Source organism: Pseudomonas sp. R5-89-07, from assembly GCF_003851685.1.
Lineage (GTDB): Bacteria > Pseudomonadota > Gammaproteobacteria > Pseudomonadales > Pseudomonadaceae > Aquipseudomonas.
This window is the reverse complement of record NZ_CP027727.1, coordinates 5,008,599-5,024,469: the sequence shown is the minus strand read 5'-3', so window position 1 is coordinate 5,024,469 and position 15,871 is coordinate 5,008,599. Positions and strand designations below refer to the sequence as shown.

Sequence of the window (15,871 nt, the reverse complement as noted above, 5' to 3'; positions counted from 1 at the left end):
TCCCTTGTTCTCTAATCTACGCGTTCTATTCATCACCTTGCTCGTCGCCTGCCTCGCCCTCGGCGGCTGCCAGACCCCACCGCCCAAAGGCCTCACCCCGGCGCAAGTGGCAGTGCTCAAGCAGCAGGGCTTCGAGCTGACGGACGAAGGTTGGGCCTTCGGCCTGTCTGGCAAAGTGCTGTTTGGCAGCGACGTCGAAACCCTCAACAAGCCCAGCACCGACATCGTCGAACGCATCGGCAAAGCCCTGGTGGGCGCGGGCATCCAACGCGTGCGCGTCGACGGTCACACCGACGCATCAGGCAAAGAAACCTACAACCAATCCTTGTCCCTGCGCCGCGCCAAAAGCGTGGGCAAGGTGCTGACCAGCGTGGGCATGAAAGAAGAAAACATCCAACTGCGCGGCCTGGGCAGCAGCGAGCCGGTGGCGGCGAATACAACCACGGCGGGTCGCACCGAGAATCGTCGCGTATCGATTGTTGTCATCGCGGACTAAGGCATTTCACCTTTTCCAATCTGAAATGCATTCCAAATGTGGGAGGGGGCTTGCCCCCGATAGCGGTGTAACAGTCAGCGATTTTTTAACTGACAGACCGCCATCGGGAGCAAGCCCCCTCTCACATTTCCACTTGTGCGGTGCTATCAATCGGCGAACCGCATCTCCCGCGTCTGCCCCATCAACAAGCCCTGGTTCTGTTCCGTCACTTCCCGAATGTAATCCCACAACAACGTAATCCGCTTCAACTTGCGCAAATCCTCCCGACAATACATCCAGAACTGCCGCGTAATCGCTATCTGTTCCCCCAGCACCGGCAGCAAGCGCGGGTCCTGCGCCGCCAGGAAGCACGGCAATATCGCCATCGACCGCCCTTGCTGCACCGCGACGTACTGTGCGATCACACTGGTGCTGCGCAGGCTGGCGCTTGCCCCGGGCACTACGTTCGCCAGGTACAGCAGCTCCGAGCTGAACGCCAGGTCATCCACATAGCTGATAAACGGATGCTCGGCCAAATCCGCCGAGCGTTGGATGGGCGCGTGTTGGTCCAGATAATCCTGGGTCGCGTACAGCTGCAGTTTGTAATCGCACAGTTTGCAGCACACATAGGGCCCGTGTTCCGGGCGTTCCAGGGCGATGACGATGTCGGCTTCGCGCTTGGACAGGCTGATGAAGTGCGGCAGTGGCAGGATGTCCACCGAGATCGCAGGGTAAGTATCGACAAAGTGACTCAATTGCGGGGTGACGAAAAAACTGCCGAAGCCTTCGGTGCAGCCCATGCGCACGTGCCCGGACAGTGCCACGCCGGAGCCGGAGACCTGCTCGCATGCCATGTGCAAGGTGCTTTCGATGGATTCGGCATAGCCCAGTAAACGCTGGCCCTCGGTGGTGAGCACAAAACCGTTGGTCCGGGATTTTTCGAACAGCAGGGTGCCGAGCGACACCTCCAACGAGCTGATGCGCCGCGACACGGTGGTGTAGTCCACTGCCAGGCGCTTGGCGGCCACGCTGGCCTTGCGGGTGCGGGCCACTTCGAGGAAAAACTTCAGGTCATCCCAATTCAGGGAGCCCAGTGAGGTGATGTTTTTTTGCATATTGGACCGGCTTTTATGTGCGTTCTTATTAGAGATTTGCACATCTATACTCCAAAAACAGTCCGAACGCCTCATCCTCAAGGCGATTCACCGCCTTGGTTCTCTGCATAATTATAAAAGTTGGAGACCCCATGAACGCATCTGCCGATATTTCCGTTAAACAGGTCAAGTTGTTGATCAACGGTGAATGGGTCGAGTCCAGGACCACCCAGTGGCAAGACATCGTCAACCCGGCCACCCAGCAAGTGCTGGCCAAAGTCCCGTTCGCCACGGCCGATGAAGTCAACGCTGCCATCGACGCCGCCCAGCAAGCCTTCCAAACCTGGAAACTCACCCCGATCGGCGCGCGCATGCGCATCATGCTCAAGCTGCAAGCCTTGATCCGCGAGCACTCCAAGCGCATCGCCGCGGTGCTTAGCGCCGAGCAGGGCAAGACCATTGCCGACGCCGAGGGCGATATTTTCCGTGGGCTTGAAGTGGTGGAACATGCCTGCTCCATCGGCACCCTGCAAATGGGCGAGTTCGCCGAGAACGTCGCCGGTGGCGTCGACACCTACACCCTGCGCCAGCCCATCGGCGTATGCGCCGGTATCACGCCGTTCAATTTCCCGGCGATGATTCCCCTGTGGATGTTCCCGATGGCCATCGCGTGCGGGAATACCTTCGTCCTGAAGCCGTCTGAGCAAGACCCGCTGTCGACCATGCTGCTGGTGGAGCTGGCGCTGGAAGCCGGTGTCCCCGCTGGCGTGCTTAACGTTGTGCACGGTGGCAAGGACGTGGTGGATGCGCTGTGCACCCACAAAGACATCAAGGCCGTGTCCTTCGTCGGCTCGACCGCCGTGGGCACCCACGTCTATGACCTGGCCGGTAAACACGGCAAGCGCGTGCAGTCGATGATGGGCGCCAAGAACCACGCAGTAGTGCTGCCGGATGCCAACCGCGAGCACACCCTCAACGCTCTGGTCGGTGCCGGGTTCGGCGCGGCGGGCCAGCGTTGCATGGCCACCTCGGTGGTGGTGCTGGTGGGCGCGGCCAAGCAGTGGCTGCCGGATCTCAAGGCGCTGGCGCAGAAACTCAAGGTCAACGCCGGCAGCGAAGCGGGCACCGATGTCGGCCCGGTGATTTCCAAGCGTGCCAAGGCGCGCATCCTGGAGCTGATCGAAAGTGGCGTGAAAGAAGGCGCGAAGCTGGAGTTGGACGGCCGCGATATCAAGGTGCCGGGTTTCGAGCAAGGCAACTTCGTCGGCCCGACGCTGTTTTCCGGTGTGACCACCGATATGCAGATCTACACCCAGGAAATCTTCGGCCCGGTGCTGGTGGTGCTGGAAGTCGACACCCTCGATCAAGCCATCGCGCTGGTCAACGCCAACCCGTTTGGCAACGGCACCGGCCTGTTCACCCAGAGCGGGGCGGCGGCGCGTAAGTTCCAGAGCGAAATCGATGTGGGCCAGGTGGGCATCAACATCCCGATCCCGGTGCCGGTGCCGTTCTTCAGCTTCACCGGTTCGCGCGGTTCCAAGCTTGGCGACCTGGGCCCGTACGGCAAGCAAGTGGTGCAGTTCTACACCCAGACCAAAACGGTCACCAGCCGCTGGTTCGATGACGACACGGTCAACGATGGCGTCAACACCACCATCAACCTGCGCTGAGTCCGGGAGGCAACCATGAACATTGCATTTATCGGCCTGGGCAACATGGGCGCGCCCATGGCCCGCAACCTGATCAAGGCCGGGCACGCGCTGAACCTGTTCGACCTGAACCAGACCGTGCTCAAGGAGCTGGCCGAATTGGGCGGGCGCATCAGCGCCTCACCGCGTGACGCGGCCCAGGGCGCTGAGCTGGTGATCACCATGCTGCCGGCCGCGGCGCATGTACGTAGCGTGTGGCTGAATGAAGACGGTGTGCTTGCCGGCATCGGCGAAGGCATCCCGGCTGTGGATTGCAGCACCATCGACCCGCAGACCGCCCGTGATGTCGCGGCGGCTGCGGCCAGGCAAGGCGTGGTGATGGCCGACGCGCCGGTCTCCGGCGGCACCGGCGGGGCGCAAGCCGGGACGCTGACCTTCATGGTCGGCGCCACGCCCGAACTGTTCGCCACCTTGCAACCGGTGCTGGCGCAGATGGGCCGCAATATCGTGCACTGCGGCGATGTCGGCACCGGGCAAATCGCCAAGATCTGCAACAACCTGCTGCTGGGCATCAGCATGGTCGGCGTCAGTGAAGCCATGGCCCTGGGCGATGCGCTGGGTATCGACACAAAGGTGCTGGCCGGAATCATCAACAGCTCCACCGGGCGCTGCTGGAGTTCGGACACCTACAATCCGTGGCCGGGCGTGATTGAAACTGCGCCGTCGTCGCGTGGCTATACCGGTGGTTTTGGCGCCGACCTGATGCTCAAGGACCTTGGGCTGGCCACTGAAGCGGCGCGCCAGGCACACCAACCGGTGATCCTCGGGGCAGTGGCGCAGCAGTTGTACCAGTCAATGAGCCAGCGTGGGGAAGGCGGCAAGGACTTCTCGGCGATCATCAACAGCTATCGCAAACCCGCATAAACACTGTGGCGGGGGAGCTTGCTCCCTCGCCACAACGGGTTGCTCAAGCAAACACAAAATACTTGCGCACCGTCTCCACCACCTCCCACGTCCCTTTCATCCCCGGCTCCACCACAAAGATATCCCCAGCCCGCAGATGGATCGGCGCCATGCCTTCGGGTGTGATCACGCAGTAGCCTTCCTGGAAATGGCAGTACTCCCACTTCACGTATTCCACGTACCACTTGCCCGGCGTGCAGATCCAGGTGCCCATGATCTTGCTGCCGTCTTCGCTGGTGTAGGCGTTGAGGTTGACGGTATGGGGGTCGCCTTCGAGCTTTTCCCATTTGCAGGCATCCAGGACCGGCAAGGGGTGGGTATCGCGCAGTACGGTGATGGGCTGGGACATGATGACTCCGAGGCAAGGAAACAGAAGTCGAACCCTATAGCGCCGAGCTGTTTGCCAGTGGTCTGAACTCGACATCCGGATGCCCAGAAGCGCAGCAGCATGCGATCCCCCAGACACAATGCAGTCAAATGTGGGAGGGGGCTTGCCCCCGATAGCGGTGGTTCAGTTAACCAACCCGTGACTGACACACCGCCATCGGGGGCAAGCCCCCTCCCACCTGAGTCATCGTGAGCATTTCCGAGCGTCAAGCAGCTCTTTTCTCGCAGTAAGTGCGAAAGATTTCCCGCTTCACGGCAGAATTCGCAAGAAAATTCACAGCGGGCCCTCGTATCATTCACTCCAGTGACAGCCGAGAGCCTTGAAATGAATCCAATAAAAACGTGGTGGGATATCAGCCCGCCCTTGAGCGTGGCGACCCCGACCTGGCCGGGCGATACGCCGTTCCAGGAAGAGCGCGTGTGGCAGTTTGGTCCCGAGTGCCCGGTGAATGTGGGGCGCGTGACCCTGTCGCCGCACACCGGCGCCCACGTGGATGCGCCGTTGCATTACAGCGCCGACGGCGCCCCGATTGGCGAGGTGTCGCTGGACGTGTACATGGGCCCGTGCCGGGTGTTGCACTGCCTGGGCAGTGGCGCCCTGGTGCAACCGCATCAGCTCGAAGGACGTGTGGATAACCTGCCCGAACGGGTTCTGCTGCGCACTTATCCACAAGCGCCATTGACGCACTGGGATTCGAACTTCACCGCCATCGCGCCGCAAACCATCGAGCTGCTCGCCGGCCTCGGTGTGCGGTTGATCGGTATCGATACGCCGTCCCTGGACCCCCAGGAGTCCAAGACCATGGATTCGCACAATGCCGTGGCGCGCCATGGCATGGCGATTCTCGAAGGCATCGTGCTCGACGACGTACCGGAGGGCGACTATGAACTGATCGCGCTGCCGCTGCGTTTTGCCAACCTGGATGCCAGCCCGGTCCGCGCAATCCTGCGCCCGCTTTTGGAGCCCTCGCGATGAGCCAATGTCCTTTCTCTTCAGAATATAAGCCTGCCGACGGCCAGTCTCAGGAAGAATGGCACAACGCTGAACTGAATTTTTCCGAGTCCATGAGCTACGGCGACTACCTGGACCTGGGCAAAGTGCTCAGCGCCCAGCACCCACTGTCGCCGGACCACAACGAAATGCTGTTCATCATCCAGCACCAGACCTCGGAGCTGTGGATGAAGCTGATGCTGCACGAACTCAAGGCAGCCCGTGAGCACGTGCGCCTGGGCGAGTTGCCGCCAGCGTTCAAGATGCTGGCGCGGGTCTCCAGGATCTTCGACCAACTGGTGCACGCCTGGGCGGTGCTGGCGACCATGACACCCTCGGAATACATGGCGATCCGCCCGTTCCTCGGGCAATCGTCGGGGTTCCAGTCGTTCCAGTATCGAGAGATTGAATTCATCCTCGGCAACAAAAGCCCGGCGCTGTTGCGGCCCCATGCGCATCGCCCCGAGTTGTTGCAGCAGCTGCAGGTGGCGATTGCCACGCCGTCGCTGTATGACGAGGCGATCAACCTGATGCTCAAGGCGGGCCTGGCGATCGATCCCAAGCGCGCCGAACGCGACCCAACGGCCGCCACGGTGCACGATGACTCCGTAGAGGCCGCGTGGCGTGAGGTGTACCGCGACCCGAGCCGGTATTGGGATTTGTATCAATTGGCCGAGAAGTTCATCGACCTGGAGGACTCGTTCCGCCAGTGGCGCTTCCGGCATGTGACCACGGTGGAGCGCATTATCGGCTTCCAACCAGGCACTGGCGGCACCGAAGGCGTAGGCTATTTGCGCAAGATGCTCGACACGGTGCTGTTCCCCGAACTGTGGCGAGTACGTTCCACCCTCTAACCAAGAAAGCCCCGGATCACCGGGGCTTTTCATATGCAATGCAATCCAATGTGGGAGGGGCAAGCCCCCTCCCACATAGGTTACTGCGCTGTCACGACCTGCGTGTTTCGGACCCGCAACCGGTAGGCAACGTAGATAACCCCCACCCACACCGGCATCGCATACACCGACTCGCGTATCCCCGGGATCGCCAGCATCACGCTGACGATCATCAGCATGAACGCCAGGCACAGGTAATTGCTGAACGGGAACCAGAAGGTCTTGAACGACGGCGTCACGCCTTGCTCGCCCATGGCCTTGCGGAACTTGATGTGGGTGATGCTGATCAGCGCCCAGTTGATCATCAGCGAGGCAACCACCAGGGCGAACAGCAGCTCAAGTGCACTCTGCGGCGCGACGTAGTTGACCACCACGCACAGCAGGGTCACTGCCGCCGAAATCGCCAGCGCCCGCAGCGGCACGCCTTGCTTGTTGAGCTTCATCAGCGCCTTGGGCGCATCGCCTTGCTCGGCCAGGCCGAACAGCATGCGGCTGTTGCAGTACACGCCGCTGTTGTACACCGACAGCGCCGCGGTCAGCACCACGAAGTTGAGGATGTGTGCCGCGGTGTCATTGCCGATCAACGAGAAGATCTGCACGAACGGGCTGCCGCTGTAGGCATCGCCCGACGCGCCGAGGGTTTGCAGCAGTTGATCCCACGGGTACAGCGACAGCAGCACGGTGAGGGCGCCGACGTAGAAGATCAGGATGCGGTAAACCACCTGATTGATCGCTTTCGGGATCACCTTGCGCGGTTCGCTGGCCTCGGCGGCGGTGATGCCCACCAGCTCCAGGCCGCCGAACGAGAACATGATGAACGCCATCGACATCAGCAGCCCCATGCCGCCGTTCGGGAAGAAACCACCGTGGCTCCACAGGTTGCTGATCGACGCCTGCGGGCCGCCGGTACCGCTGAACAGCAGGTAGCAGCCGAGCACGATCATGCCGACGATCGCCACCACTTTGATGATCGCGAACCAGAACTCGGCTTCGCCGAAGAACTTCACGTTCAAGGTGTTGATCAGGTTCACGGCGACGAAGAACACCAGTGCGCTGACCCAGGTCGGGATTTCGGGCCACCAGAACTGGATGTACTTGCCCACGGCCGTCAGTTCGGCCATGCCCACCAGCACGTAGAGCACCCAGTAGTTCCAGCCCGCGAGAAAGCCCGCGTAACCGCCCCAGTATTTATGCGCAAAGTGGCTGAAGGAACCGGCCACCGGTTCTTCGACGATCATCTCGCCGAGCTGGCGCATGATCAGGAAGGCGATGAAGCCGGCAATCGCGTAGCCCAGGATCATCGACGGCCCCGCCGACTTCAGCACCCCGGCCGAGCCGAGGAACAATCCCGTACCAATCGCCCCTCCCAAGGCGATCAGCTGAATATGCCGGTTCTTCAGGCCACGTTTGAGGCCCACCGGGTTAACCATGTCATCCGCCATTAACGTTCCCTTCTACTTGTTTTTCTTAAGGGTGAGTGCAGGCCGCATCAGCCCCTCAGAAGTGCTGAGGGTCAGATATTACTCTGCGTAAACTTTTCGTAATACAGTTGAACGCTATCAAGTGCCTGATCCGCCAGCCATTGTTGGATCGATTCGACCATGGGCGGCGGGCCGCAGACGTACATATCCGCCGATCTGTCCCGCAGTTCGGCCAGGTCGAAATGCTCGGTGAGGTAGCCGCGCTTGCCCGTCCACTGCGCCGAGGCGTCGCTGAGCACTTCGGTGTAGCGAAAATCGGCGATCTTCGATGCGTAGCCGCTGATGCGTGCGGCTTCGCACAGGTCCTGCTCGGTGCGTACGCCATAGTAAAGGTGCACGGGCTGATCGCAGCCGTTGGCGGCCAGTTCATCGAGCATGCCCAGCAAGGCCGACAACCCGGTGCCGCCGGCGACCAGTACCAGCGGCTGGGTGACGTGCCGCAGGTAGAAAGCCCCCAGCGGCGCCTCCAATACCACCTCATCCCCGACCTGGCAGCGCTCGCGCAAGTAGTTGCTCATCACCCCGTCGGGCAACAGGCGCACCAGAAACTGCAGGTAATTGCCCGGCAGGTTGGCGAAGGAGTAGGAGCGCCAACTGTCGATGCCGGGCACGGACAGCCGCGCATACTGGCCCGGCAGGAAATCCAGCGACGCCTCCACCTGCACTTGCAGGATCGCGGTACTGGCTGACACCAATTGCACTTCACTCACCGTGCCGCGTACGTGCACCGGCCCCGGCACGTTGCACAGGCTCGAATCAAAATCGAAGTAGAAGGTTGCGTCGGACTTCACTCGCGTCTGGCAACTGAGCATTTTGCGCTGTTGCAGGTCGAGGCTCGACAGCGCTTCCTCGTCGACATCGTCCTGAGTGTAATCGCCGGATTCGCAGCGGCCCTGACAGGTGCCGCACACGCCTTCGCGACAGTCCAGCGGGATCTTGATGCCGTTGCGCAAGGCTGCGTCCAGCAGGATCTCATGGGCGCCCACCGGGAAGAACAGGGTCTTGCCATCGGCAAAACTGAAGGCCACTTTGTGATTCATCCACAGTACTCCGTGGGTTAAGTGTGATCTCCTGTAGGAGCGAGCTTGCTCGCGAAGAACGCAAGATCACCTCGTGCATCCAGCATGCCCGCGTCATCGTTGACGTTTTTCGCGAGCAAGCTCGCTCCTACAGGGAGGAACCTGTTTGATCAAAGGTGATAAAAATCCAGCACCGAATTGATGGTGTCGTTGAGCAATAACGCGTGCTTGCGGGTGATCAGCCAGCTGTCGCCATGGGGCTTGAGGCGATAGGTAGCCTGCCCGTAGAACTGCTCCGAGGTGGCCAGCCGATAGAACAGCGTGTGCCAATTCAACCGTACCTCCAGCCCGCCATCCGCCAGCTCGCCAATGCGCACGTTGTTGATCAGGTGCAAGGTGCGTGGCATCGGCGTGGCCGACGCCGCCTTGCCGGTACGCAGGCGAAATACCCGGTCCTCCAGCCCCGAGCGGTTGGCGTAATAGATCAGCGACATCTCGCGCTTGGGGTCCTGGGTGTAGACATGTTCGGAGTCCCATTGCGGCAGGTGGAATTCACTCTGCGGGTCGAACAGCTGCACATAGGCATCCCAGTCCTGGGCGTCGCACAGTTCGGATTTGCGGTAGAAGAATTGCTCGATCTGGTACTGCAACTGGGCATTCATCACTTCACCTCCCGCAGTTTCAGCGCTTGCTGGTCCAGGCCGTCGAGCAGGAACTGCTGCCAGTTGCGGTGCTGGTTGACGTAGAGGCCTTCGTGGGTGAATTCGGTGCCGGTCATGGCGGGCTGGATGCCAATGGCTTCGCTGTTGGGCGTCGGCCCGGTTTCCCAGCGATGGCTGCCGCGCGAGATATCGCTCCAGCGCTCCAGGCGGCCCTGGAAACCCCGTTGGGCCTCGCGAAATTCCACCAGGTCATCCGGCGTGCCCATGCCCGACACATTGAAGAAATCCTCGAACTGGCGAATGCGGTTTTCGCGGTCGGCCTCGGACTCGTTCTTCACCCCCAGGCACTGGCTGATGATCTCGGTCTTGTTCCACGCCAGCGGGCGGATGATGCGCAGTTGGGAGCTGATCTGGTCGAGAAAGAACAGGCTCGGGTAGATATTCAGGTTGCGCAGGCGGTGCATCATCCATTCGGCTTTCTGCTGGCCGTGTTCCGCCACCAGGCGCGGCATGATGGTGGCGTAGCCGGAGCGCACGCTGGGGTTGGGCATGTCGCTGAACAACAGGCTGTGGCCGTTCTTGAAGGCGAACCAGCCGTCATCGGTGTTGGCATCGCCGGCGCCGAGCTTGCTGTAGTCCAGGGTGCTGCCAGCACTGGAGCCATTTTCGGTATTCACCTGCTGGCGATGCTGCACCGTGGCCACGTAGTTGTAGTGCACGGTGCTGACGTGATAACCGTCCAGGCCGTTTTCGTTCTGCAGCTTCCAGTTGCCGTCGTAGGTGTAGGCGGACTTGCCCGGCAGCACCTCCAACTCACCGGTGGCGGACTGGGCCACCATCATGTCGAAGAACACTTTGGCATCGCCCAGGAAGTCTTCCAGGCTGTCGGTGCCGTTCACGTCGAGGCTGATAAACACAAAGCCCTTGTAGCTGTCGATGCGCGCCTTTTTCAGGCCGCGCGTGGCCTTGTCGAAACCTTCCGGGTATTCCCCCGGCGCCTTGACCTTCACCAGCCGGCCGTCGCTCTTGTAGCACCAGGCGTGGAACGGGCAGGTGAACGTGGACTGGTTGCCCTTGCCTACGCGAGTAAGGGTGGTGCCGCGATGCTGGCAGGCATTGATCAGCGCATTGAGCCGACCTTCGCCGTCGCGGGTGATGATCATCGGCTGGCGCCCGGCGCGCAGGGTCACGAAGTCGTGGTTATTGGCCAGCTCGCTTTCGTGACAGGCGTAGATCCAGTTCTTCTCGAAGATCAGTTCCATTTCCAGGTCGAACAGTTCGGGCTCGGTGAACATGTCGCGGGCGATGCGGAACACCTCATCGGCCGGGCGAAAGTCCAGGCAACTTTCGATAAAGGTTTTCCACTGCTCGACGTTTCTTGCACCACTCATGGGAGGCACCTTTTTTGGTCAGGGCTAATCGGTGGTCCATTAGAGGCAGTGGGGCAGGGCGCGGGCTATCCGCTTAATCGGGGAAGATGGGCCGCAAAGTTGGGCAGCAAATACCCACTGCGGTGCGGTGGGCGAAGGTGATGCGCTACTGTGATGGGCGGTAAGGGTCAAAAACAGCCGTGAGTTATCCACATAGTCGGCCTTTGCTATCCGCCCAGTGACGACCGCGCTGGCGTGGCGTGGAACTTGCTGTCGAACACTGACGACGCGCCGCCAGAGCGCGCAAACGCCTAACCGCCGTGGGTGCACCCCGATGAGTAGCCAGACACGTGATATCCGTATTCAACGCTTCGACCTGGAGGGCGCCTGCAGCTGGATGTCCGGCATCTGCGGGCCCCATCGTTTGGCGACGGCCACGCCTGAACGCTTGCGTTTTCACCACAGCGCCAACGTGTTCAAGTCCCGCGCCACCACCCTGGGCGTGATCGAATATGGCACCGACGTGACCATCGACATCGAAGACGCCGAACACTTCAGCAGCTACAGCCTGAGCCTGCCGCTGATCGGCGAGCAGGAGCTGAGCAAGAACGGCGAGCGCCTGAGTTCCAACCGTGACCAGGGCGTGATCATCGCCCCCAACGAGCATCAGGTGCTGGCGATTTCCGGTGACTGCCGCAAGTTGCAGGTGGTTATCACACGCGCCGCCATGAGCGAGTCGCTGGAAGGCTTGCTGCAACGGCCGATCGAGGCGCCGCTGCGCTTCGAACCGGTGATGGACGCAGTGGACGGCGCCCCGGCCTCGTGGTGGCGCATGGCGCGCTACTTCATTGCCGAGTTCGAGCGCAGCAGCGAGCTGTACGAGCAAGCGGCCTTCACCCGAGACCTGGAAAGCTCACTGATCAAGGGCCTGATCCTGGCGCAGCCGAACAACTACTCCGAAGAACTGCGCGACGTGCTGGGCGTGAAGCTGCCGCACTACCTGATCCGTGCGCGCCAGTACCTGCATGACAACGCGCGCGAGGCGGTGCACCTGGAAGACCTGGAGGCGGTGGCCGGCGTGTCGCGTTTCAAGCTGTTCGATGCGTTTCGCAAATACTTCGCGCTGTCGCCCATGGCGTATCTGAAAAAGCATCGGCTGGGGGCGGTGCGTCAGGAAATCCTCGAGCATGGCGACACGCGGACCATCTCCGAGATTGCCTTGGGCTGGGGCTTTACCCACTTGGGGCGGTTCTCGGCGGAGTACCGCAAACTGTTCGATGAATCCCCCAGCCAGACCCTGCAACGCAAGCGCCTGCGCAGTCTCTAAAAACCATGGAGATCCAATGTGGGAGGGGGCTTGCCCCCGATGGCGGCATGTCAGTAAACAAATCACTGACTGACCCACTGCTATCGGGGGCAAGCCCCCTCTCACATTTGAACTGTGGTGTCTGGAGGGTTTCAGATCAGTTCTTCGACCAGTTGCAAGCAATGCCGCAGCCCCGGCGACTGGTCATTCACCCGTCGGCTGAGAATGATCGGCGAGGTCGCGGTGGCTTCTACTATCGGTGTGTAACCAATATCCGCCCGGTGCAGCACCTGCACCGAAGCCGGCACCAACGTCACGCCCATGCCTGCGCCCACCAGGCCGATAGCGGTCTGCAGCTCGTTGGTCCATTGCGCCACTTGAAGACTCAGGCCGTGGGCGTCGAACAACGCGATCACATGGTCGGCATAGCTGGGCCGCGGGTTGCCGGGGTAGAGCACAAACGGCTCGGCGGCCAACTGCGCAAGGCTCGCGGGCGCGCCCAGCAACGGATGACCGCTGGGCAATACGGCCACCAGTCGATCTTCCACCAGTACACGCTGGACGATAGCCGGGTCGTCGATGCGGATTCGCCCGAAGCCCACGTCGATGCGCCCGGCCTTGAGGGCTTCGACCTGCTGCAAGGTGGTCATCTCCGACAAGCCCAACTCCAGCTCCAGCGACTCATGGCTGCGCAGCTGGCGAATCAGTTCCGGCAGCACGCCGTACAAGGTCGACGGCGCAAAGCCGATGCCCAGCCAGGTCTTCTGGCCCAGGCCGATGCGCCGGGTGTTGTCGCACACCTTGCCCAGCTGTTCGAGCAGCACGCTGGCGTGCTCATAGAAAAACCGCCCGGCCTCGGTGAGTCGCAGCGGTCGGCCGCGTTCGAGCAGCACCACGCCCAATTCATCTTCCAATTGCTGGATCTGCCGACTCAACGGCGGTTGGGCGATGTGCAGGCGCTCGGCGGCACGGGTGAAGTTGAGGGTTTCCCCCAGCATCTGGAAATAGCGCAGGTGACGCAGTTCCATGTTGGCTCCTTTAATACCTTGAAGGTATTGAATCAGACCAATTCTATATTGGAACCCGTCAACCCTGCAGCACAGAATCGGCGCAAACCTATAAAGAACCCAACGGGTATTGCCATGCCGATTTGCCCCATCGAGTCGATAGAAACCGTCATCGTCGATCTGCCCACCATTCGCCCGCACAAGCTGGCGATGCACACCCTGCAGAAGCAGACCCTGGTGATCATCCGCCTGCGTTGCGCCGACGGCATCGAAGGCATTGGCGAGTCCACCACCATCGGTGGTCTGAGCTATGGCAACGAGAGCCCCGAAAGCATCAAGACCAACATCGACCAGCACTTTGCGCCGCTGCTGATCGGCCAGGACGCGAGCAATGTCAATGCGGCCATGTTGCGCCTGGAGCGCAGCATTCGCGGCAACACCTTCGCCAAGTCGGGTATCGAAAGTGCCTTGCTCGACGCCCTCGGCAAGCGCCTGAATCTGCCGGTGAGCGAACTGCTCGGCGGCCGTGTGCGCGATGCGTTGCCGGTGGCCTGGACCCTGGCCAGCGGCAACACCGCACAAGACATTGCCGAAGCCGAGAAGATGCTGGAGCTGCGCCGCCACCGCATCTTCAAGCTGAAGATCGGCGCGGGCGAAGTCGGCCGCGACCTGGCCCATGTGGTCGCGATCAAGCAGGCGCTGGGTGAGCGCGCCAGTGTGAGGGTCGACGTCAACCAGGCCTGGGACGAAGCCGTGGCGCTGCGCGCCTGCAAGGTACTGGGTGATCACGGTATCGACTTGATCGAGCAGCCGATCTCGCGCAATAACCGAGGCGGCATGGCGCGGCTGAACCTGTCGAGCCCGGCGCCGATCATGGCCGATGAATCCATTGAATGCGTCGAAGATGCCTTCAACCTGGCCCGCGAAGGCGCGGCCTCGGTGTTCGCCCTCAAGATCGCCAAGAACGGCGGCCCACGGGCGGTACTGCGTACGGCGGCGATTGCCGAGGCGGCGGGCATCGGCCTTTACGGCGGCACCATGCTCGAAGGCGGCATCGGCACCCTGGCCTCGGCTCACGCGTTCCTCACGCTGAACCAGTTGGCGTGGGGCACCGAGTTGTTCGGCCCGTTGCTGCTCACCGAAGACATCCTCACCGAGCCGCCGCTGTATCGCGATTTCCAGCTGCATGTCTCCACCGCGCCGGGCCTGGGCCTGGCAATCGATGAAGAGCGCCTGGCGTTCTTGCGTCGTGACAAACACTAAGAGGCGCCTGCCATGTTGTTCCACGTAAAGATGACCGTGAACCTGCCGCTCGACATGCCAGCCGAGCGCGCCGCTGGCCTCAAGGCCGAAGAAAAAGCGCTCGCGCAGCGCCTGCAACACGAAGGCAAATGGCGCCACCTGTGGCGCATCGCCGGGCACTACGCCAACTACAGCGTGTTCGATGTCGATAGCGTGCAAGACCTGCACGACACGCTGATGCAACTGCCCTTGTTTCCCTATATGGCCATCGAAGTGAACCCGCTGTGCCGGCACCCGTCGTCGATCCATGATGACGACCGCTGAGTCTGTATCGCACCCAATAATTACAAGATGAGGATTGCACCATGTCCATCCGACTATCCCAGACGGCCCACGCCCAGCAGTTTCTCGAAGAAGCCAGCGGTAACCTCAATGACGGCGGCAACCCGCGCACCAAGGCACTGATCTACCGGATCCTGCGCGACACCGTGAACATCATCGAAGACCTGGAAGTGACCCCGCAAGAGTTCTGGAAGGCGGTCAACTACCTCAACGAGCTAGGCAAAAACCAGGAAGCCGGCTTGCTCGCCGCCGGGTTGGGCCTGGAGCATTACCTGGACCTGCTGATGGACGCCGCTGACATCGAAGCCGGCAAATTCGGTGGCACTCCGCGCACCATCGAAGGCCCGCTGTATGTGGCTGGTGCGCCGCTGTCCACATACGAAGCACGGCTGGACGATGGCAAGGACGATGCCGTGCCGCTGTTCATGCGCGGGCAGGTGCGCGACACCGATGGCAAGCCGTTGGCCGGGGCGATTGTCGATGTGTGGCAGGCCAATACCGGCGGCACCTATTCCTGGTTTGATCCCAGCCAGTCGGAATTCAACCTGCGCCGACGCATCGAGACCGACGCCCAGGGCAACTATCGTTTTCGCAGCATCGTGCCGTCCGGCTACGGCTGCCCGCCGACGGGGCCGACCCAGCAGTTGCTCGACCAGTTGGGGCGCCACGGGCAGCGTCCGGCGCACATTCACTTCTTCATCTCGGCGCCGGGCCATCGGCATTTGACCACCCAGATCAACCTGTCGGACGACCCGTACCTGCATGATGATTTTGCCTACGCCACCCGCGACGAATTGATCGCCGAGATTCGCTTCAGCGACGATCCGCAACTGGCGCGGGAGTTCGGCGTGGAAGGGAGGTTTGCACAGATTGATTTCGACTTTGAACTGCAGGTAGCCGCTGCCCCGGTAGAGCAACAACGCCTGCAGCGCGTACGCGCCCTCGAGGACTGAACGCGGTCAAAAAAATGTGGGAGGGGGCAAGCCCCCT

16 protein-coding genes are annotated in these 15,871 nt (G+C 61.5%); 9 read left to right on the top strand and 7 right to left on the bottom strand.

Translation table 11 applies throughout. From position 1 onward, the window contains the following. The first annotated feature begins 4 nt into the window (after window positions 1-4). Window positions 5-496, top strand: coding sequence for an OmpA family protein (locus C4J94_RS22975; protein ID WP_124388202.1), 492 nt, complete (start codon window positions 5-7; stop codon window positions 494-496). 146 nt (window positions 497-642) lie between these two features. Here C4J94_RS22975 and C4J94_RS22970 read toward each other — a convergent pair whose 3' ends face one another. Beyond that, entirely contained in the window at window positions 643-1,590 is a 948-nt protein-coding gene (locus C4J94_RS22970; protein ID WP_124388201.1) for a LysR family transcriptional regulator, read from the bottom strand. Between the two features lie 131 nt (window positions 1,591-1,721). Here C4J94_RS22970 and C4J94_RS22965 point away from each other — a divergent pair, with 131 nt between their 5' ends. Both C4J94_RS22965 and mmsB read left to right on the top strand, forming a co-directional pair. Further along, window positions 1,722-3,239: a CoA-acylating methylmalonate-semialdehyde dehydrogenase gene (locus C4J94_RS22965; protein ID WP_124388200.1), complete on the top strand. Its 1,518-nt coding sequence runs from the start codon at window positions 1,722-1,724 to the stop codon at window positions 3,237-3,239. A 15-nt stretch (window positions 3,240-3,254) separates the two neighbouring features. Then, a complete protein-coding gene (mmsB, locus tag C4J94_RS22960; RefSeq protein ID WP_124388199.1) occupies window positions 3,255-4,142 on the top strand; it encodes a 3-hydroxyisobutyrate dehydrogenase in 888 nt (295 codons plus the stop codon). A gap of 43 nt (window positions 4,143-4,185) precedes the next feature. Here mmsB and C4J94_RS22955 read toward each other — a convergent pair whose 3' ends face one another. Continuing rightward, on the bottom strand, window positions 4,186-4,530 hold the full coding sequence (locus C4J94_RS22955; protein ID WP_124388198.1) for a cupin domain-containing protein: 345 nt from the start codon (window positions 4,528-4,530) through the stop codon (window positions 4,186-4,188). Window positions 4,531-4,893: 363 nt separating this feature from the next. On the opposite strand from C4J94_RS22955, the gene kynB reads away from it, so the two are divergent. Both kynB and kynA read left to right on the top strand, forming a co-directional pair. Continuing rightward, on the top strand, window positions 4,894-5,544 hold the full coding sequence (gene kynB, locus C4J94_RS22950; RefSeq protein WP_124388197.1) for an arylformamidase: 651 nt from the start codon (window positions 4,894-4,896) through the stop codon (window positions 5,542-5,544). Then, the gene (kynA, locus tag C4J94_RS22945) at window positions 5,541-6,413 is read left to right on the top strand and encodes a tryptophan 2,3-dioxygenase (RefSeq protein WP_124388196.1); all 873 of its coding nucleotides are present in this window, start codon (window positions 5,541-5,543) and stop codon (window positions 6,411-6,413) included. Before kynB ends, kynA begins: the two co-directional genes overlap by 4 nt. An 80-nt stretch (window positions 6,414-6,493) precedes the next feature. On the opposite strand, the gene C4J94_RS22940 is transcribed toward kynA, so the two are convergent. The 4 genes from C4J94_RS22940 to antA form a co-directional block, all read right to left on the bottom strand. Next, entirely contained in the window at window positions 6,494-7,894 is a 1,401-nt protein-coding gene (locus tag C4J94_RS22940; protein WP_124388195.1) for an amino acid permease, read from the bottom strand. A 71-nt stretch (window positions 7,895-7,965) separates the two neighbouring features. Beyond that, window positions 7,966-8,973: an anthranilate 1,2-dioxygenase electron transfer component AntC gene (gene antC, locus C4J94_RS22935; RefSeq protein ID WP_124388194.1), complete on the bottom strand. Its 1,008-nt coding sequence runs from the start codon at window positions 8,971-8,973 to the stop codon at window positions 7,966-7,968. Between the two features lie 149 nt (window positions 8,974-9,122). Next, on the bottom strand, window positions 9,123-9,614 hold the full coding sequence (antB, locus tag C4J94_RS22930) for an anthranilate 1,2-dioxygenase small subunit (RefSeq protein ID WP_124388193.1): 492 nt from the start codon (window positions 9,612-9,614) through the stop codon (window positions 9,123-9,125). Continuing rightward, window positions 9,614-11,005, bottom strand: coding sequence for an anthranilate 1,2-dioxygenase large subunit (gene antA / locus C4J94_RS22925; protein WP_124388192.1), 1,392 nt, complete (start codon window positions 11,003-11,005; stop codon window positions 9,614-9,616). The genes antB and antA overlap by 1 nt, the downstream gene beginning before the upstream one ends. A 313-nt stretch (window positions 11,006-11,318) precedes the next feature. On the opposite strand from antA, the gene C4J94_RS22920 reads away from it, so the two are divergent. Next, the gene (locus C4J94_RS22920) at window positions 11,319-12,311 is read left to right on the top strand and encodes a helix-turn-helix domain-containing protein (RefSeq protein ID WP_124388191.1); all 993 of its coding nucleotides are present in this window, start codon (window positions 11,319-11,321) and stop codon (window positions 12,309-12,311) included. Between the two features lie 131 nt (window positions 12,312-12,442). On the opposite strand, the gene C4J94_RS22915 is transcribed toward C4J94_RS22920, so the two are convergent. Beyond that, on the bottom strand, window positions 12,443-13,318 hold the full coding sequence (locus tag C4J94_RS22915; RefSeq protein WP_124388190.1) for a LysR family transcriptional regulator: 876 nt from the start codon (window positions 13,316-13,318) through the stop codon (window positions 12,443-12,445). A gap of 114 nt (window positions 13,319-13,432) precedes the next feature. On the opposite strand from C4J94_RS22915, the gene C4J94_RS22910 reads away from it, so the two are divergent. The 3 genes from C4J94_RS22910 to catA are packed head-to-tail and all read left to right on the top strand — an operon-like array spanning window position 13,433 to window position 15,834. Beyond that, complete coding sequence (locus tag C4J94_RS22910; RefSeq protein WP_124388189.1) at window positions 13,433-14,560, top strand: muconate cycloisomerase family protein; 1,128 nt, start codon at window positions 13,433-13,435, stop codon at window positions 14,558-14,560. Window positions 14,561-14,572: 12 nt separating this feature from the next. Next, a complete protein-coding gene (gene catC / locus C4J94_RS22905; RefSeq protein ID WP_124388188.1) occupies window positions 14,573-14,863 on the top strand; it encodes a muconolactone Delta-isomerase in 291 nt (96 codons plus the stop codon). A gap of 41 nt (window positions 14,864-14,904) precedes the next feature. Beyond that, window positions 14,905-15,834, top strand: a complete 930-nt coding sequence (gene catA / locus C4J94_RS22900) for a catechol 1,2-dioxygenase (protein WP_124388187.1) — start codon at window positions 14,905-14,907, stop codon at window positions 15,832-15,834. The last annotated feature ends 37 nt before the right edge of the window (window positions 15,835-15,871 follow it).